Genomic DNA, 17,909 nt, shown 5'->3' with positions numbered 1-17,909 from the left:
AACACCTCCTTATAAGCCTTCACCGGGCTTCGTCGTCATCAAGCGGTACAACTTCGTATTCTTCGGGAACTTGTTTGCAAACGGTACAAGAGAACTGCCAACCTTGATAAGTCCGTGTCCTGCGTCAACATTTGTGATATACGAAAGCTGAAGGTCGGAGATATTCAAAAGCTTTGCAAGTTCCAGTCTGTCGGTAGAAGCCTGATTGAGCATAATGATAAACTCGCTGTTCGCAAGCATTGTTCTTGCAGTATGGCTCTGCAAAAGGTCGTCCACATTCTGCGTGATACCGGTTGCGTATGCACCGTACTTTCTTACACGCTTCCAGAGTGTAAAGAGGAAGTTTGCAGAATACTCGTGCTGGAACAAGAGGTAAATCTCATCAATGAAGATAAAGGTATGCTTACCCTTTGCTCGGTTCTGTGTGATTCGGTTCAAAATGCTATCGAGGACGACAAGCATACCGATTGGCATAAGCTGCTTACCAAGGTCGAGAATGTCATAACAGATAAGTCGATTGTGAGTGTCTACATTTGTCTGCTTTGCAAATGTGTTCAGCGAACCGTGGGTAAACAACTCAATAGCAAGAGCGATTTCCTTTGCTTCCGGCTCATCCTGTTTGAGAAGTTCATCTCTGAAATCCTGCAAGGTCGGAACCTGACCGGTGTAATCATTCTGCTGATATGTGCGGTAAACGCTTGCAGTGCAACGGTCAATAATGGACTTCTGCTTTGCTCCGAGATTTGTACCGCCGATAAGCTGTTCGCAAAGGGACATAATAAACTCGGATTTCAAGATAACAGGATTTGCTCCGTCGCCATAGTCCTTGTTCATATCCATTGCATTGATATGGTTATTCGATGTTGCGGAGATATTGATAATCTCGCCACCAAGTGCATTTACAAGATGGGAATACTCCCTCTCAGGGTCGATGATGATTACATCGGCGTCAGAAGAAAGGATAATATTTTCAATCTCCCCCTTAGCCGCAAAGGACTTACCACCACCGGATACACCGAGGATAAAGGAATTACCGTTAAGAAGCTGTTTTCGGTCGGCAATTATCATATTTTTACTGATAATATTCTGACCGTAGTAAATACCGTTCTCGTGGTAAATATCCTGAACTCTGAACGGAATAAACACTGCAAGGCTCTCGGTTGTAAGGGTTCTGAAGGTATCAATTTTCCTTGTACCGTATGGCATAACGGTATTGAGTCCGTCCATCTGCTGAAATTTAAGAACCGCAAACTGACAAAGATGCTTTCTCGCTGTTGTGAGCAACGCTTCTGTATCATTATCAAGTTGTTCTTTACTATCCGCCGTATGCACCATCGTAAGCACAGCAAACATCATTCTCTGGTCACGAGTAGTAAGGTCGTCAAGGAATTCCTTCATTTCCTTTTTCTGCTGTTCCATATCATAGGGAACGGTAGCCGAAAAGTTGTTGTTCATATTCTGCTTTCTCTGCCAGTTCGTGATGTTGGTTTCTACACCGAGCAATCTGTTTTCGGCTTCTCTGACTGCTTCATCGGTAGGAACAGGTACAATATCAATGGACATCATCAGATTTCGGTTCATATCCGTAAGTTCCGCCACCATACTGTCCTTGATATAGGACGCATATTCACGTAAAAAGATAACTCTGCCATAACGATTGCCGATTTTGAAATAATCACTTTCAAATTCTAAAGAGTCCGGACAAATATAGTCCTTGAAATCGTGTCCTTTCTTTCGGGTTTCCTTAACATCAAAGTGATACGAGGTTTCCTCTCCCACACGGAAGAAATCGTGAATAATGCGAAGTCGCTCATCTGTTTCAAGTTCCACGCACTTACTGCCAAGTCGTGAAAAGTGTGAAATCAAATCCGCACCTACACGGGCAAAATAAGTTCTTGCGTCGTCTACATTCTTTTTGTTGATGGAGATGGTCACATACTTATCCTGCACCGTTGAATTTGCTCCCGTCGCCTTATCAAGAAGCATTTTATTGTATTCCTCTCGATACTCATCAAGTTCATCTCCGGTTTCAGGAATAAGGATTGTTTTCTCAAAGTCCAAACGGTTCAGTCGTCTGTTGTTGATAGTGAGCTTTGTTGTTGCTCCACTGTCAAGAGAGTTAAGCAGTTCCGAATACTCAAGGAACATCGCTTCCTTATCTTCTCGGCTGGCAACCGCATAGTTAATATCCGTAAACTTAAAAGATTTGGAATACTTATCTTTGCCCACTCTGAAAACACCGTCGTCATAGATGGCAGTAACCGGAATACAGTCCTGCACACCCTTCGGCACAACGAATTTTTCCTTATCCTGCTTAAAGATGTTGTTTAATGTCTTAATCATTATTTTTGTAAGCCTCCTTTGTCTTTTTCTCAATGCTCGGTTTCATCAACTCTAAATAGGTGTTTGTGGAGTGAAAGACCAACTTCTTGGGCATAAGAAATTCGGACTTAATCCACGCCCAGATAAATTTCTCTGCTGTCATTCCGTTGTATTTCACAAAACCGAGAGCTGCAAATGGTGCTGCTCCCAAAATACACACCCACGATACTGTTTCTGTTCCAAGATGCGGTTTGAGTAAGAAGTACAACCCTACTGCCACACCACACGCAAGTACAGAAAAAATGAACTGTCTGAGCGACAGTCCGAAAAACATTGATTCTGTGTAATTTCGTATTTCTCTGTTAATCTTCACTTCCACAGTTCTTCACTCTCCTTAACAAGCAAGTATTTGTTTTAAATCGGTCAGGTTCGGCATCAACTCTGACATCTCCGGTTGCAATATACGCAATATTCTTTTTCGGAATATAGCAAGAACCTAAGAGCAAATCGGTAATGAGAAAAATATCCTCATCATCTGCTCTTTGAAAAAGGCTGACGATTGTTTTCTTCCCTTTAAGTTCAAAATCTTCAGCCGCCTGAACAACCTCGCCGGTAACGAGGTGTAAGTTATATATCTGTACTGTTTTCATTTGTTTTTCCTTTCTCTGCGAATCGGTCGAATTTTAGAAGGCACGACACAAATATCCGTAAGACAAATACGCTCGCCCCTTCTTTTACCGCCGTTATACACGCAGGCTTTACATCTACGGTCAGCAGAGAAATATTTCTGCCGACCTGTCCTGTTTGTGTTTTTCATTTTCTTGAACCTCCGTTATAAGCCCATCATTTCTCTGATAATACGGTCACTCATCTTTACTGCACCGACAAGAACAAGCATATTAAATACAAGTTCTCCGATATATGACCATACCTGTGTGACTGCCGCAGCGTCCGGGTTTACCACCGGCGGACTTGACGCAAACAGTGAGAAGATTATGCAGGCAAGTACGATAACCGCACCCTCAAGCAGTACCGCACAGTAACTTTTAATAAAACTCTTGCCCACATTCTGCGTTGGTTCTCCGGCAAAGGTAGATAGCGGTATCGGTGCTAATGCCGTATACATATACAGTTTGAAAAATCTGCCGTAAACCGTCATTATCAGAATGAATGACAACACCGTAATAAAAAGACCGCCTATCAGAGTCACTGCCCATAGCGGAATGCTTTCAAAGAATCCGCAGTCCTCAATGGTTGTTACCATTTCGGATGGGAGCGTCGTTTGATTCGGTGTCCCAAATCCCGATGATGTCATAATGGTTGAAATGATACCTTGAACGATATTGAATAAAGCAAGCATAAGCTCCATACCGTAGGTTATGACACCTTTGGCAATGGCAAAGCGAACAAACAATTTCAATGCGTGTTCCGGCTTTTTTACATCGGTAAAGCTGCCACAGGTACGGACAACGCCTACCACAAAGAACAGCACTAATAGTGCAAGCCCGATTGCCTGAACTGCTCCGTTAATTGTTACCATCACATTCCATATGCTTCCGCCTTTGAAATCCTGCGGTGTTGTGGTTAAAAGCTGCCATATCTCGCTTAATTTATCGTTCCAAGTTTCAAGAGCGTTTTCGAGGTTTTGAACTACCCAGTTATCGCTCATTCATTCGCACCTCCTTGTAAAAATGGGAGCATACCCGTTTTGCCGAGTATGCCCCGTGATAACTGTTGCTTCTTAGCCTGTGATAAGAGTAAGGATTTCTTTTGCGAAAGTAATGATGATACCTCCGGCAAGAGTAAGAAAACCGTTTGCTCTCTGGGACGGGTCGTGGGACTTCAAAGAAAGTCCGACCTGCACGATACCGAAGCCGAGCAGGATAAGTCCGATTGCACGGATAAGTCCGAAAATGAAATCGGACAGATTGTTTACAACCGTGATAGGGTCGTTTGCCGCAAATGCGGTAACACCTGTGCCGAGTACAATGGTCATTGCCAGTACCGCCACACAATATGCACGGTAGCCTTTCTTAACCTTTCCGGTCATAGGCAGTTTAGAGGTTGCTTTGTTTTCTGTGTTTCTCTTAAAAAATCTCATTGTCATTTCCTCCTGTGATTAAAAATTGTTATCTACTTCAAAATCCTCATCGGACAGAAGTTCATAAGTGGTTTCTCCGTAATTGCTTTCCTCAACCTCATCAGGGTCAATGGCAAGAACGGAAATAGATGAGTGCGGTATCGTTACTTCTCCGTGCTTGTACGGTTTCTCTTTTCCGTCTGTGGTCAGTGCCACATTCGGGTGCTTCAAGATGTCGTACTTAAAATCCATAATTGGTCGCTCCCCTCGGATAAATAAAATCGCATATCGGTTATCCAGCATACGCACTTCATCCGGTGTGAGAAGTTCTCGACCGCTTATCTGATAGTTGGTGGAGTAGTTACCGCTTCGACCGGAACTCTTACCGTAAGTGTTCGTGTCGATAGTTTCTTTGCCGAGCAGTTCCGACACATATTTGTGTGTACTTTGCTCGTTGCCGCCAAGATACAGAAATTCATCGCAGTTGCCCACGATACTTTCCCATTGCTTTTCAAACAAGGCTTTAAGCTGTGCCAAGTTCTGTAATATGATACTGACTGACACACCTCTGGAACGCATTACCGAAAGTATCTTGTCAAAGTCATCCGGCAATGAAACATTGGCAAATTCGTCCATCAGAAAATGGACGGGAACGGGAAGCGAACCTCCGTGGATATGGTCGGCGGCATAGAATAACTGCTGAAACAGTTGGGTATATAAAATCGACACCAGAAAATTGAAACTGGAGTCGTTATCGGGTATCAGGGCAAACAAGGCGACTTTTTTCTCGCCCATAGAGGGCAGGTCTAACTCGTCTGCCGAAGTTAAAGAAGCAAGACTTTCAAGATTGAATTTCTCAAGCCTTGCGGCAAGCGTTATCTGAATGGATTTCAGTGTCTTTGCCGAACCGGAATGATAGGAACGGTAATACTTGAGAGCAATATGGTCGGGATTGTTCATCTCAAGCTCTGCAAATAATTCATCGAGAGGAGATGGTCTTGTATCTTCCTCATCCTCAATCGAACCGGCTCTGAGCATTTCCATAACCATTGCAAAGTTCTGTTCTTCCTCCGGTGCTTCATAGCGTAAATAAAACACCAACGCCAAAAGGAGCATAGAAGCTGAAGTGTCCCAAAACGGGTCTTGGGACTGACTGCCCTTTGGTGTGGTGCTTTTGAATAAGTTAGTTACAAGTTTCTGCACATCGTTGTCGTTCTGAAGATACACAAAAGGATTGTAACAGTGGCTCTTTTCCATAGAGATAAGGTCAAGAACTCTGACCTCATATCCTTTTTTCTCAAGAAGTTTTCCCGTATCTCTCAAGATTTCGCCTTTCGGGTCAAGGATTACAAAAGAGGTATTGCACTGCATAAGGTTGGGCTTACAGTAAAATCTTGTTTTACCTGCACCGGAACCGCCGCATACCAGTGTATTCAGATTTCGTCTGTGCTTTTTCGCATTCAATCCGATACGGACATTCTGCGTCATCAGCTTGTTATCGGAATACGGAGACTGTCTGTACTTCTTATCCACGGCTCTTGCATTGCCCCATTTTGCAGAACCGTGTTCCTCCCGCCTGCGGTAGTTTCTCTGTGTGGAGAAATATATCCCGATACCCATTCCATAGCACAAAAGCAAAATGAGGACAGTTTTCACACTGTCCTCACAAACTTCTATATGAAACGGATTGTTAAATACATTCATCAGGCTCGGCAATATCTCCGGCAATCCGCCTTTAACTGACGGAGCTAAGAGAAGTGCCAGCCACACAACCGGAACAATACCGATGACAGAAAGAATAATCGCAGACTGTCTTTCGTTATCTCGCATCGCCGGAGCGTTCCTTTTCGATAACCTTGAATTTTTTCTTTGGGGCAGTCCCGACCTTGATAATCAGGTCGTCCACAGCATCGGTTGATTTCCCCTCGTTCATTAAATCTGTTTTCTCATCATTAAGAGAACGGATAACGATACCGTGTTCATAATCATCCAACGCTATATGGTAAAGTTCTTCTTTTGCCATATCAGTACCTCTTATCTTTCATAATCTTTTGAGCGTGCCTGCTTTTTCTTATACAGTTCATCTGACACACGGGAATGAATATCTGTCATCGCATTTCTCGTCTTGGATAGTTCAAAACGAATGTCCTTCGGCTCTTTGTTTGCCAACTTATCCGGAATACGGTTGATGGCAAAATTTTGTGTATCAATACCGTACTTTTTGCAAAGCATATATCCGATACATACCGCCTGAAAGCCCATATCGGAACGACTGTAACTGTCGCTGTTGATGGAAAGCTGTGCGTGTCCAAGTTCCTGTGCTACGCACTGAGCAACCGCTACGCTGTCTCCGACATCACGTTTTACATACAAGGTTTGCTCCTCATTGTTGTAAAACGCTGCCATATTCGGATAGGGCAGGTCGTTTGTCGCTTCCACATTCACAGGCGAGGAATCAAGCATTGTGGTAATCAGTGCTTTCGGGTCACGATTAGCTGTCGGTGCCGGCGGTCGTTTCCCATTGGTCTGTGCCACATCAAACACTTTCTTCACATTGTAGGAAATGCCTGTTGTACCGTCACGCTTTGCATATTCCACCGGTTCAAGAATGGATATGCTCTTAGCACCTTTTGTAATTTTAATGTTGTCTTTGCTCCAGTCATCAAAATCTTTAAGCTGTACTGCCTGCGGATATTGCTTGTAAATCAGAAGTGCGTTGACTGCCGAATATCTGTCAAGTCGGCTCTGTGTATCAAGGAACGCTTTGAATTTTTCCGGCGAAGATACAATCTCTTTCGCCGCTTCATCCGCAAGTTGATACACAGCGTCTTTCTCGGCTCGTTTCTTCTCAGCATATTCCTCTTTGGAAAGTCTCGGTCGCTGACCGCCTGCTTTTACAGGAGTAAAATTTTCTGTCATTGTAATTACCTCTCTTTCGGTTTCTTGGATTTTGTTTTTGGCTGTTGGTGTACCGTCTGCTTCGGTACAGAAGGATGCTTTGCCTTATCTGTTTCCGGCTCTTTGCGTTCTGCTTCTTTTTGCTGTTTTGCCTGAGCCTTATAGCGGTCAAGTTTCTCTTTAACCGATGGCTTCTTCTGTCTGTCAACAGCAATACCCTTATCAGTTTGCATATCTTCCGGCTCTGAGTTTTGCCTTGACGGAGGGTTTTTGTCCGTTTTGGCGGTTGTGGGGTTTGACTGTGCGTTTTCCTCTTTCTGAAGTGGTTTTCGTACAGCTTCCTCCGTGATGATTTCATTCTTGGATTTTGTCGGCTTATCTTTTTCCACGGCTTCTCGTTTTTCAACCGCCTTCTGCGATTCTGTTACGATTGCCGCCTTATCCACCTTACCGAGTTCAAATCTCTCAACGATTCTCTGAATTTTAGAAGCGTCCTCCGCACGTGCGATAATATCAATCGGGACATTATCTCCCCTTGTATTCTTATCTCGGAGAACACAATAGAGAACACCGTAGCGTTTTGCCTGTTCGGTGAATTTCTTCAAGTCCTTATTCGGAATAGAAAACACTTTCAATTCTTTGCCCGATTTAATCATATTGGTAAGACGGGCTTTTCCTCTGGTCTTGTTCGCCTGCGTTGCTTCCTGTTTTAATACGGAAGCAAGAAGAATTGCGATATTCTTTGCGGCTGAACCGGTAAGTCTTGCAGCAACTTCAAAGCCTTCAAGGGATAACCTGACGACCTGTTCGGCTGCGTCACCTGAATTTGTCATTTCGCTTTTGCTCCTTTCGCTGTTGTTTTTCTTCTTCGGCTCTGATTGTTTCAAGGTTCTGCTCCATACCCTTTGACCTCTCGGCAATGTCGTTACAGAGTCGAACCTCTTTGTTCAGTTCCCGAATTTTGTCGCTTACTGTCGAAATCTGTTCTTTGACCTTAGACAGCTCATCGTCACTCATCTTTGTTCTTGCTTTTTTTCGCAGGTGCGTTCTGTCGTCATTCAAAGTTTTAATTTGACCTTTCAGCGACTCTTTATATGAGAAAAGCTGCTCGTCCGTAGAAATATTTTCTCGTCCGAGCAGCCTTGTCTCTGCTGTGATTTTATCCAGCTTCAATAAATCCTCTTTCAAAAGATAGTGAAGCCTTGCTGTATTCTGTTTTTTATATTTTGGCAGATAACCGAGCCTGTAACAGTAATGCAGATACAAGCCATACAGTCCGCCCACTTTCTTGATTTTATTTTTTCTTGTAGACAATCGGTACTGCCTGATAACCACCGTCTGCTTTGCAAACGGAACTATGCGTACTCTCTGATTTTCCATAAGCCTACGCCTGATTGCTTCCTCGGTATAATCTTCTCCGAGATTTTTAAGTCGTATGGGTTTCGTGTACCCTTTCGGTACAATCGTCCAGTACTTCCGGCTCTCGCTTAGACAATGCTCATGTCCCATCTGCGTAAGTGCGTAGTCAAGACTTCTGATATTTGTGCTGTGGGCAATCGCTTCATCTATGGCTTCTCGCACCATAGAATATCTGGTCGGCATTCCCGCCTGTTCCTGCTTATAGTAGTAAGAGGATTGCTTACTGCGATTCGGATTCGGATTGTAATATAATCCATATTTCTCACAAATACGGTCGGCAACTTTTCTGAACTTAAACCACGAGGTATCTTGACATCGCTTGCCGTCTTTGAATGAAACAGAGTTAATTACATAGTGGCAATGCAGGTGTTTGGTGTTCAGGTGTGTTGTAACAACAACTTGAAATCTTTTCCCCCACACTTCGTTTGCAAACTCCATTCCGATTTTCTGTGCAAGCTCCGGTGTGATATTTTGTTCCTTAAAACTCAAATATCCGTGATAGGCTTGTATGCCGTCCTCTTTCCCATATGCCTGCTTGACTGAAACAAATTGGTCACGGGCAGTGGTCGGATTACAGTTGATACCTTCCACGAAATATTCTCGTTCGGTTTTTTCTTCGTCCTTTGCATAGGAGAGAACATCTGCAAGTGCCTGATATTGTTCCTCGGTATAAATATCTGCCGCTGTCTTTTCAGGATTAGCGGCATAATCAATAACCTGACCAAGCCTTGAATTGACTGCCCACAACTTGCTTACTGCCATTTCATTTCACTCTTATCGGGTCTTAAATAAGTACGCTCAATATCTGCCTGAAACTTATGCCAACGCTCCGCTTCCTTTTTAAGCTGCGGTGCGTCAACAAAGCCAAGAGCGTTTGCTTTAACTGCAAGTTGATTGATGTTGTTGCCGATAGAAGAAAGCTCACGCATCACATCATAAAATCTTTCATCCGGCTTTTCCCTCGGCTCATATCCTCGAAGAAGCAAACGGATAAGTCCCGCTTCACTCAGGCAAGCCTTTTTTGCCTTCTTCTGCAAATCCTGTGCTTCGTCTCTACTGAACCTAACAATCTTCTGAATGTTTCTTTTCCTCATTTTCTGTGCCATCCTTTCTTGTGATGATATAATGTCTGTCCTTATTTATCTGGAACAGACACATAAAAGTAACTCCTGTAAAGCCGCCGGCAATTACACCGACGGCTACCAATGCTATCTCACGCATAGCGTTCTCCTTTCTCTTGGGGTATTAGGGGCAACCCCTAACGAGGTATTTGGTAGTGTGCTATCCAAATACACTGCTCGCTAAGAATATACAGACTCTCCGGGTTGCCCCATCGTCTGTCTTTTTATCGCTCCATATCTTTTGAAATTGGCTTATATGCTTTCGCTTCAATGCCCTTGTCCGTCTGATAAAAACGCTCCGGATACCGGAACTTATCCTCATATTTTTTCATCAAATCCTTTGGCATACTGAGAAAACTCTCCGACTCAATCGGTGCGTATGCGATAAAGAATTTTCCTGCAATAATGTCGAGGATTTCTTTATCATCGGAGTAAATTGCACGGTTTAACTCAGCACCGTTCATCTTCCCTTCCTCGTTACATACGATTGCAATCTCATCGTCAAAAGGCATATATTCCTCAATATACCCGCCTACGGTTTCCTGCATTGCTTCCAGCGTATCCTCAATCTCAATCTGTTTCGGATACTTGCCCGGTTCAATGAGAAGTACATTTATTTTTTCGCTCATCTCTCAAAACTCCTTTCATTTTTCTTGGAAATTCCTAATTTGATACACAAAAAGTCGTTGACATCTTTCCCGCACTTGGGCGGATCGTCAACGACTTCGTATCTGTCTTTTAATTTTATTTTCAGTGCATTTGCCGCCTTTCTTCCGGCAATATCATTGTCAAAATGAAGCACGATACGGTTAATGTTCTTATTCTCTTCAAGCAGATTTTTAAGTGTAACCGGCACTTTGGATTTCTCTGTTTCTCTGTTAGGCGAATACACGCCGGAGAGAGAAACAAGGTTTAATTTGTGCCAATCCCTGCCCGCCATCTTCGCTAATGTGGCATAGGATAGCAGGTCGATAGCACATTCAAACAGGTGTACCTCTGTGCTTTCTTCATTTGTCAGCCTGAAAGAAAACTGCTTCTTGCTACCGGTGCAGTCGCCCATAATACGACTGCTGTTTGTTGCCCGAAATGCGGCATACTTTGCTTCTTTTTTCTCGTCATAACCAATAAAAACAACATTGTGATATGGCAGTGATTCAATGATAAGTTCCTTATCAAGGCAGTAATTTATGATTTCATAATCAATCCCCCGACTGAAGAGATACTGCGTAACCACATCGTTACTCGGACTTTTATGCGGTAAAAGAAGCGGCTGATTTTCATAACTCCGGCTTTCTTTTTCATAGACCGGAGTAGAAACAGCACACTGTCCCATAATGGTTTCAACCGCTTCTACAAAATCAAGTCCTTTGACTTTGATAAGATAGTCAAGGGCAGACTTACCACCGATACCTCTCGACCACCACATCCATTTCCCGTTTGAAATCTTCAAACTGTCGTGTTCTCTGGTACAGTAAGTGTTACCGCTGTAACGGACAAGTTCGCCCGGTTCATAGGTGCGAAGATAGGTCAGCAAATCCATTCTCTTTGCTTCGGTTATGACTTCCGGTGCTATATATGGCATACTGACCACCTCACATTTCTTTCTTATCTTTCATACGACTTCTCCTTTCGCTTCTCGGTGGATTCGCCCTCATCAGGCTCGCCGCCCACAATTTCATTTTCCTTTTTATCCATATTGAGCAAGATATTCAATTCGTCCAAACGGGCAAGTTTTGACTTCAATTCTTCTTCCTGCACAAACGGTTTTTGGACTTCTTTTTGTGCAGTTTCAAACTGATTTTTCGTATCAGCAAGACTGTCCTTTGCTTTTTCAAGGTCGTCTGCAAAACGCTCAACCGCATTATCAATACGAGTGATATTACCGAAAACATCATCGCCAAGCGATACCTGTTTGCCGGTTTCTCCTTTGACTGTTACGCAATAAAAACGCTCCGTCGTATCAAAAGAAAGTTCTGTTTCAAATCCTCTATACCTGCCCAGAGGAACAGGTGCAGGACTTGTCATCTCCTTGCAGGCTGCAATGATTGCTTTGCCGGCTTCTGCTTTTTCGGAATAAAAAACACCCTTAACCTCCATCCCGACAAAGCGGTCATCTGTTGGTTTCGGGTGTTGTTTTGCAGTTTCCACATCTGCCGTCAAACCGTTAATTCGGTTTTCAAGAGAAGTGATACGCTGCGGATAATATTTAATTATCTTGTCCTCAAGGCTGTACTTTTCAGATAAGAAATTGGATTTTAAAAGCTTCAATTTCTGTACCTGAATGTCCAAATCCATCTTTTCCTTGATATATGGATTGCCTGTTGCAAGCATTTTAATCTCGGCATAAGACAGTGCGGTTTCATCAATATCTTCTGCACTCCTAACAGGAGATTTGCTCGTCATAATCTGACTTGCAAACTTCTGCTTACCCTCAACAAGCTGATACAAATATGCGTCAAAGGTCTGCTTTGTAACATAACGATAGATTTCCACCTTTGGATTTGAATTGCCCTGACGGATAATTCTACCACTGCGTTGCTCCAAGTCTGCCGGTCGCCAAGGACAATCAACATCGTGAAGTGCGATAAGCCTGTCCTGAACATTCGTACCGGCACCCATCTTTTGTGTTGAACCCATTAGCACTCTGACCTCTCCTTTACGAACTTTCTGAAACAGTTCCTTCTTTTTCACATCGGTTTCTGCTTCGTGGATAAATCGGACTTCGCTTTCGGGAACACCTCGCTCTATGAGCTTCTTTCTGATGTCATTGTAGACAGAAAATGTTCCGTCATTCTTTGGTGTCGATAAGTCGCAGAACACTAATTGTGCTGACTTTTTATTTTTGTTTTCCTCCCATATGCGGTACACATTATCAACGCAGGCATTGATTTTGCTGTTCTCGAAGTCCGGCAGCATAGCATTTAGCATACGCTGGTCAAGTGCAAGTTTTCTTCCATCGTTTGTGATTTTAAGCATATTATCTACGCTTGAATCTACACCTCCGCCACGAACTTTCTCGGCTCGCTCTGCAAGGGAGGCAACCATTTCTTTCTGCATTTCGGACGGTTCTACCGACACATTATGATACTCTGCTTCCGGCACAGGAAGATTAAGCATATCGGCTGTTTTAATGTCTGCAACCTCTTTGAACATCGCCATAAGTTCGGGCAGATTATAGAATTTAGCAAAGCGTGTTTTCGCTCTGTAACCCGTTCCTTCCGGCGTAAGTTCTATTGCTGTTACCGTTTCTCCAAATGTGGAAGCCCAAGCATCGAAGTGCTGTAATCCATTTTTTACAAGGGTATTATATTGCAAGTATCGCTGAATGGTATAAAGTTCTACCATACTGTTTGAGATAGGCGTACCTGTCGCAAATACAGTTCCTCGCCCGCCGGTAATCTCATCAAGGTATCGGCACTTCATAAAGAGGTCGGAAGATTTCTGTGCTTCCGTCTGTGCGATACCTCCTACATTACGCATTTTTGTGTAAAGATAAAGGTTCTTGTAGTAATGGCTTTCGTCAATAAAAAGCCTGTCCACACCTAATTCTTCAAAGGTTACAACATCATCCTTTCTGCTTTGGTCGTTGAGTTTTTGTAGCTTTTGCTTGACGGATTTTCTTGATTTTTCAAGCTGTTTGACAGAGAAGTTTTCCCCTCGATTACGCTTTAGTTCTGCAATTCCTTCCGTCAATTCATTCAACTGCTGTTCAAGAATTGCCCTCTGCCTTTCAATGGACATCGGAATTTTCTCAAATTGAGAATGCCCGATGATAACTGCGTCATAATCTCCTGTTGCAATTCTGCCACAGAACTTTTTACGGTTCTTTGTTTCAAAATCTTTCTTCGTTGCAACCAGTATATTTGCCGACGGATAAAGTTGCAAGTATTCCGCCGCCCACTGTTCCGTCAGATGATTCGGTACAACAAACAGCGATTTATTACATAGTCCGAGTCTTTTCGACTCCTGCGATGCCGCTACCATCTCGAACGTCTTGCCTGCCCCGACTGCGTGTGCAAGTAAGGTATTTCCACCATAAAGAATGTGAGCTACAGCATTTCTCTGGTGTTCCCTTAATGTGATTTCCGGATTCATACCACTAAATGTGATGTGACTTCCGTCATACTCACGAGGTCTTATGCTGTTGAATTTTTCGTTATACATCTTTGTCAGCTTTTCTCTGCGGTCAGGGTCTGCCCATATCCAATCCTGAAAACCTTGCTTGATAAGTTCCTGCTTTGCCTGTGCGATTGCCGTCTCCTTTTTATTAAGGACAGCCTTTTTCCTGCCCTCATCATCTTCGATATAGTCAAAGATACGGACATCTTTCAGGTTCAGCGTTTCCTCAATTATCTTGTAGGCATTGATACGACCTGTGCCGTATGTGCTATATGCTTTGACATTGGAACGGTCATAGGATTTACCCTCGATATTCCACTCGCCCGTATAGGGAGAGAAGTGAACTTTTATATTCCACTGTGCATATCTCGGTGTATCAAGGAACTCAAACATAAACTGCTGGATTACTTCCTGCGGTAGCCAAGTAGCACCGAGCCTTACAGATATTTCACTTGCAGTCAAGTCTTTCGGCTGAACCTTTTCCAATGCTTCCACATTGATTTTATAATCTTCAGGATACACCTCGGCAGATTTTTTTGCTGTGATAAGTTTCTCCCTGACATTACCAGATAGATATTCATCTGCCATCAAATACTTTGCCTCGGTTACATTCCCGTACCCGTGAAGAGGATTTAAGAAGATAACACCTTTCAAATCCTGATAGAGTGTTTCTTCATTTTTACCTGTGAGCTTTGACATATATTCCATATCAATTCCGGCTTTTTCTCCCATAGAAACAGCAAGTGCTTCACTGGCGGTATCTACCTTTTCTACCGGCTTATGCGGCTTAATTGTACGCTTGAAGAACATATCTGCCTTGCGTTCCAGTTCTCCGTTTTCGTTAATGACTTCAAGTGCAGAAAGCAAGGCAAAGGAACTGTCATCACTGAAAGCAGAGATATTTGCTCTGCTGTTAATCAGTCCATATTTCTTGGTATAACTGTCATAAAGACTGTTGAGTTTTGACTGCTCGGCTTTGATTTCTTCGTCCGGATAGTCCTCGGTTTGAAGTTCAATCAGATTGCGAACGCTGTCACGAACCGCAATCATACCCTTGATTCTGTTCTCGGCGGTTGCCGACACCTCCACCGGAGTCATACGAGAATTCTCACGGAAATAGATTTTATCGTCCACCACTGTGTAAGAAAAATTCCTTACCGTAGGGTCGGCAGAGATAGAATTATCTTCTTCCTCCAACTCGTCGGTTACTTCGTAATCGTTTATTTCTCCGTGGATATTTGCTACCGCTTCCGATAACAATTCGGATAAATCGGCATTTTCAAACGGTACACAAGTTACTTCTTCTCCAAAGCGTCCACTTACTGTTTTCATCTCGCCCAGTATCATTTCGGAATGTTCCACAAAGTACGAGTTCATCGTGATACCGTCATCGGTTGTGCCAAGTTGTACCCAATTAGGCTCTATATCTATGAGCCTGTCACGCTTTTGCAGGAACAAAATATCCGATACAACCTCTGTACCGGCATTGCCTTTGAAAGTATCATTTGGAAGTCTAATTGCTCCCAACAGGTCGGCTCTTTGTGCGATATATTTTCTGACCGACGAATTGGTTTTATCCATCGTGCCTTTGCTCGTAACAAGTGCCATCACACCGCCGGGTCTTAATTTATCCAAAGACTTGGCAAAGAAATAATCGTGAATAAGGAAGTTATACTTATCGTACCTCTTATCAAGCACCTTGAAATCGCCAAACGGAACATTCCCCACAACTCCGTCAAAGAAACTATCCGGCACATTGACTTCTTCAAATCCCTGTGCTGCTATGGATGATTTCTGATAAAGTTGCTGAGCAATCCCTGCCGAAATCTTATCAAGTTCCACGCCGTAAATCTTTGTGTTTTCCATTGAATTCGGCAGCATACCGATAAAATTACCGATACCGCAGGACGGTTCTAACAGATTGCCCTCACGAAAGCCCATCTGTTCCATTGCCTTGTATATAGCGTCGATAACTTCGGGTGGAGTATAAAAGGCGGTTAATGTGCTTTCTCTTGCGGCGGCATATTCATCGGAAGACAGTGCTGTATATAGCTCAACAAATTCATCTGCCCAAGCAGAATTGTTCTCGTCAAAGGCTTCGGACAAACCTCCCCAGCCGACATATTTAGACAAGATAAGTTGTTCTTCCGGTGTGGCAAATCTGTTTTCAAACTCACACTCTTTCAAAACTTTTATCGCTTCCATATTTCTGCGGAAGCGTTCTTTCTTGCCTGCCGGTTCTACCGGATTGGAACGCAAATCAAAAGTATTTCTCTCTGCCATCGGAATATCCGGGTGCAAATCAAAACTCTTGACCTTGCTCTTTTTATTCTCCCACTGCGGTTTTATCGGTTCAGGCTCTTTATCATAGCCGTTGCCGATACGAATGCCCTCGTTATACATTTCAACGTAGCTGTCGAAGCCATTCTGATTTGCAATGATTTCTCTGTAATCCTCAATCGGAACATTGCCGATATTGGTTACTACCATATCACTTCTTTCGGCATTTTCAATGAGTGCTTCCATTGTGGCTGAAGTACAGTCGGTAAAATCCGGTGTCTGTCTAAAAGCATTATCTGCTTCTTCAAACCATTCTGTACCTACATCGGCAAGAGTTTGATTTGCGATACTGCCGAGGTAATCAAAGAACTCATCTGCCGACTTATTGTCTTGTGCCGCTTTTCTGATTTCATCAAAAGAAAGCGTATTTGTAACATACTGACCGCCGGCATTACTGTCCGGATTAAAGTACATCCAAGTAACGCTTTCCTGTTCTCTGTTAATGAAAAACGCATCCTCATAATCTGTTTTCTGTTCGGTTTCGGTATCACTATGCGTGATATTTTCGTCTGTATCGGCTTTTTCTGCTGCTGGTAATACCGTTACTCTCAAATGGTCATTAAGCGGATTTTCCTGCACCTTACGGTCAAATTCAGCACGCTCAAACTCCTTGTTGAACAATGGCATTTCGGTATCATAAAGCATTACTCTCTCATCATCAAAAGATAAGATTTCATACTCCGCTGCACCGATATATACCGTGTCTCCAAGATGATATTCATATCGGGTATCAGGTAATTGCTGTTCCTGTGTTTGCACTGCAAGCAGACTGCGGACATAATCAATCTTCTCCACACGGTTAATCGGTAAGCCTACGCTGTCCTCAAAAGTGACATCACGCATAGAAACATCGCCACTGATTTTACCGACGCTTTCAATAACAAATCGGCGGTCATCAATCACAATTTTCTTACCGATAATATCGTCATCATTTGCCTGCTCAGCTTCTTCCGGTGGTGCAGTAGAAAGAATTTCCCGATTTCTTTTCTGCTCCTCGATTTCTGCCCGTCTTGCTTCCTGCTTCTCAAGCCACTGCGGATACTGCTCCTTTTCCTTTGGATTTAAGTATCTATCTGCACGGATAAGCTCCCCGATACGCTTTTCCACCTGTGTCCATTTAAGAGTGAGTTTCGGTGCGTCGTTTCCAAATCCTCTTGAAAGAGTTATGCCTTTCCCATCGTGGTTTTCATCAATACCTGCACCGATAATGACAGGATATGAACCTCCCCAACCGTATTCGTTTTTGAGAAAGTCTGCATTTTCTTTTGAAGATAAACTCTTTTGAAACTGCTCGTAGATACGCATTTTACCTTCGTGAATACCGCTTCCACGAGTCAAAACTGCGTCGATAATCTCCTGAGAAAAAGTAAAGGCAGAGGTTTTGTTTTCCTCTGCCTGACCGTCTAATATGAAGCTCATCTGTCCGTCTGCCGACGGTAGTGGTTTCATTCTATCATTTAATTCTCCCAAAAGACGCATTGCTTCAAAGTGCTGTGCAATCACGCTCCAGTTATAGAAACTCTGTGCAGTTCTGCTGTCATAATGACCTTCCCAAAGGTGCAAAACATTTTGAAATGTCTTGTAACCTACGGTTCTGCCATCCTCTAATG

Annotated in this window: 16 protein-coding genes; all 16 read right to left on the bottom strand. The window is 43.3% G+C overall.

The window, feature by feature from the left end:
* Positions 1-9: 9 nt before the first annotated feature.
* On the bottom strand, positions 10-2,343 hold the full coding sequence (locus KGF34_RS10620; RefSeq protein WP_252558987.1) for a VirB4-like conjugal transfer ATPase, CD1110 family: 2,334 nt from the start codon (positions 2,341-2,343) through the stop codon (positions 10-12).
* Positions 2,336-2,701, bottom strand: coding sequence for a PrgI family protein (locus KGF34_RS10615; RefSeq protein ID WP_002587811.1), 366 nt, complete (start codon positions 2,699-2,701; stop codon positions 2,336-2,338). Before KGF34_RS10615 ends, KGF34_RS10620 begins: the two co-directional genes overlap by 8 nt.
* Positions 2,685-2,972: a hypothetical protein gene (locus tag KGF34_RS10610; protein ID WP_252558985.1), complete on the bottom strand. Its 288-nt coding sequence runs from the start codon at positions 2,970-2,972 to the stop codon at positions 2,685-2,687. Before KGF34_RS10610 ends, KGF34_RS10615 begins: the two co-directional genes overlap by 17 nt.
* The gene (locus KGF34_RS10605) at positions 2,969-3,139 is read right to left on the bottom strand and encodes a hypothetical protein (protein WP_192869301.1); all 171 of its coding nucleotides are present in this window, start codon (positions 3,137-3,139) and stop codon (positions 2,969-2,971) included. Before KGF34_RS10605 ends, KGF34_RS10610 begins: the two co-directional genes overlap by 4 nt.
* A 15-nt stretch (positions 3,140-3,154) precedes the next feature.
* Positions 3,155-3,991, bottom strand: coding sequence for a hypothetical protein (locus tag KGF34_RS10600; RefSeq protein WP_055157004.1), 837 nt, complete (start codon positions 3,989-3,991; stop codon positions 3,155-3,157).
* A gap of 72 nt (positions 3,992-4,063) precedes the next feature.
* Positions 4,064-4,423, bottom strand: a complete 360-nt coding sequence (locus KGF34_RS10595) for a hypothetical protein (protein WP_055288753.1) — start codon at positions 4,421-4,423, stop codon at positions 4,064-4,066.
* An 18-nt stretch (positions 4,424-4,441) separates the two neighbouring features.
* The gene (locus KGF34_RS10590; RefSeq protein ID WP_055288752.1) at positions 4,442-6,232 is read right to left on the bottom strand and encodes a VirD4-like conjugal transfer protein, CD1115 family; all 1,791 of its coding nucleotides are present in this window, start codon (positions 6,230-6,232) and stop codon (positions 4,442-4,444) included.
* Positions 6,222-6,425 carry a hypothetical protein gene (locus KGF34_RS10585; RefSeq protein WP_002587806.1) on the bottom strand — a complete coding sequence of 68 codons (204 nt, stop codon included), beginning with the start codon at positions 6,423-6,425 and terminating at the stop codon, positions 6,222-6,224. Before KGF34_RS10585 ends, KGF34_RS10590 begins: the two co-directional genes overlap by 11 nt.
* A gap of 11 nt (positions 6,426-6,436) precedes the next feature.
* Positions 6,437-7,321, bottom strand: a complete 885-nt coding sequence (locus KGF34_RS10580) for a hypothetical protein (RefSeq protein WP_055288751.1) — start codon at positions 7,319-7,321, stop codon at positions 6,437-6,439.
* A gap of 5 nt (positions 7,322-7,326) precedes the next feature.
* Positions 7,327-8,133, bottom strand: a complete 807-nt coding sequence (locus KGF34_RS10575) for a PcfB family protein (RefSeq protein ID WP_055288750.1) — start codon at positions 8,131-8,133, stop codon at positions 7,327-7,329.
* A complete protein-coding gene (locus tag KGF34_RS10570) occupies positions 8,117-9,481 on the bottom strand; it encodes a relaxase/mobilization nuclease domain-containing protein (RefSeq protein WP_252558983.1) in 1,365 nt (454 codons plus the stop codon). The genes KGF34_RS10575 and KGF34_RS10570 overlap by 17 nt, the downstream gene beginning before the upstream one ends.
* Positions 9,472-9,813 carry a plasmid mobilization relaxosome protein MobC gene (gene mobC / locus KGF34_RS10565; RefSeq protein WP_002587802.1) on the bottom strand — a complete coding sequence of 114 codons (342 nt, stop codon included), beginning with the start codon at positions 9,811-9,813 and terminating at the stop codon, positions 9,472-9,474. Before mobC ends, KGF34_RS10570 begins: the two co-directional genes overlap by 10 nt.
* Positions 9,782-9,940: a DUF3789 domain-containing protein gene (locus KGF34_RS10560; protein WP_101069767.1), complete on the bottom strand. Its 159-nt coding sequence runs from the start codon at positions 9,938-9,940 to the stop codon at positions 9,782-9,784. Before KGF34_RS10560 ends, mobC begins: the two co-directional genes overlap by 32 nt.
* A 124-nt stretch (positions 9,941-10,064) precedes the next feature.
* A complete protein-coding gene (locus KGF34_RS10555) occupies positions 10,065-10,469 on the bottom strand; it encodes a DUF3846 domain-containing protein (protein WP_055288748.1) in 405 nt (134 codons plus the stop codon).
* Positions 10,466-11,422: a DUF3991 and TOPRIM domain-containing protein gene (locus tag KGF34_RS10550; RefSeq protein WP_055288747.1), complete on the bottom strand. Its 957-nt coding sequence runs from the start codon at positions 11,420-11,422 to the stop codon at positions 10,466-10,468. The genes KGF34_RS10555 and KGF34_RS10550 overlap by 4 nt, the downstream gene beginning before the upstream one ends.
* Positions 11,423-11,445: 23 nt before the next feature.
* Positions 11,446-13,935, bottom strand: coding sequence for a DEAD/DEAH box helicase family protein (locus KGF34_RS11860; protein WP_354667462.1), 2,490 nt, complete (start codon positions 13,933-13,935; stop codon positions 11,446-11,448).
* Positions 13,936-17,909: the final 3,974 nt, after the last annotated feature.

The organism is Ruminococcus sp. FMBCY1 (assembly GCF_023921805.1).
In the GTDB taxonomy this organism is placed as follows: Bacteria; Bacillota; Clostridia; order Oscillospirales; family Acutalibacteraceae; genus Ruminococcoides; species Ruminococcoides intestinale_A.
Note: the sequence above shows the minus strand (reverse complement) of the source record. Positions and strands in the feature narration are given on the sequence as shown.

Bases quoted from the DNA above. Each gene is read 5' to 3' on its own strand.
- KGF34_RS10620 (WP_252558987.1), bottom strand. From the start codon at position 2,343: ATGATTAAGACATTAAACAACATCTTTAAGCAGGATAAGGAAAAATTC.
- KGF34_RS10610 (WP_252558985.1), bottom strand. From the start codon at position 2,972: ATGAAAACAGTACAGATATATAACTTACACCTCGTTACCGGCGAGGTT.
- KGF34_RS10605 (WP_192869301.1), bottom strand. From the start codon at position 3,139: ATGAAAAACACAAACAGGACAGGTCGGCAGAAATATTTCTCTGCTGAC.
- KGF34_RS10600 (WP_055157004.1), bottom strand. From the start codon at position 3,991: ATGAGCGATAACTGGGTAGTTCAAAACCTCGAAAACGCTCTTGAAACT.
- KGF34_RS10595 (WP_055288753.1), bottom strand. From the start codon at position 4,423: ATGAGATTTTTTAAGAGAAACACAGAAAACAAAGCAACCTCTAAACTG.
- KGF34_RS10590 (WP_055288752.1), bottom strand. From the start codon at position 6,232: ATGCGAGATAACGAAAGACAGTCTGCGATTATTCTTTCTGTCATCGGT.
- KGF34_RS10585 (WP_002587806.1), bottom strand. From the start codon at position 6,425: ATGGCAAAAGAAGAACTTTACCATATAGCGTTGGATGATTATGAACAC.
- KGF34_RS10580 (WP_055288751.1), bottom strand. From the start codon at position 7,321: ATGACAGAAAATTTTACTCCTGTAAAAGCAGGCGGTCAGCGACCGAGA.
- KGF34_RS10575 (WP_055288750.1), bottom strand. From the start codon at position 8,133: ATGACAAATTCAGGTGACGCAGCCGAACAGGTCGTCAGGTTATCCCTT.
- KGF34_RS10570 (WP_252558983.1), bottom strand. From the start codon at position 9,481: ATGGCAGTAAGCAAGTTGTGGGCAGTCAATTCAAGGCTTGGTCAGGTT.
- mobC (WP_002587802.1), bottom strand. From the start codon at position 9,813: ATGAGGAAAAGAAACATTCAGAAGATTGTTAGGTTCAGTAGAGACGAA.
- KGF34_RS10560 (WP_101069767.1), bottom strand. From the start codon at position 9,940: ATGCGTGAGATAGCATTGGTAGCCGTCGGTGTAATTGCCGGCGGCTTT.
- KGF34_RS10555 (WP_055288748.1), bottom strand. From the start codon at position 10,469: ATGAGCGAAAAAATAAATGTACTTCTCATTGAACCGGGCAAGTATCCG.
- KGF34_RS10550 (WP_055288747.1), bottom strand. From the start codon at position 11,422: ATGCCATATATAGCACCGGAAGTCATAACCGAAGCAAAGAGAATGGAT.
- KGF34_RS11860 (WP_354667462.1), bottom strand. From the start codon at position 13,935: ATGAATCCGGAAATCACATTAAGGGAACACCAGAGAAATGCTGTAGCT.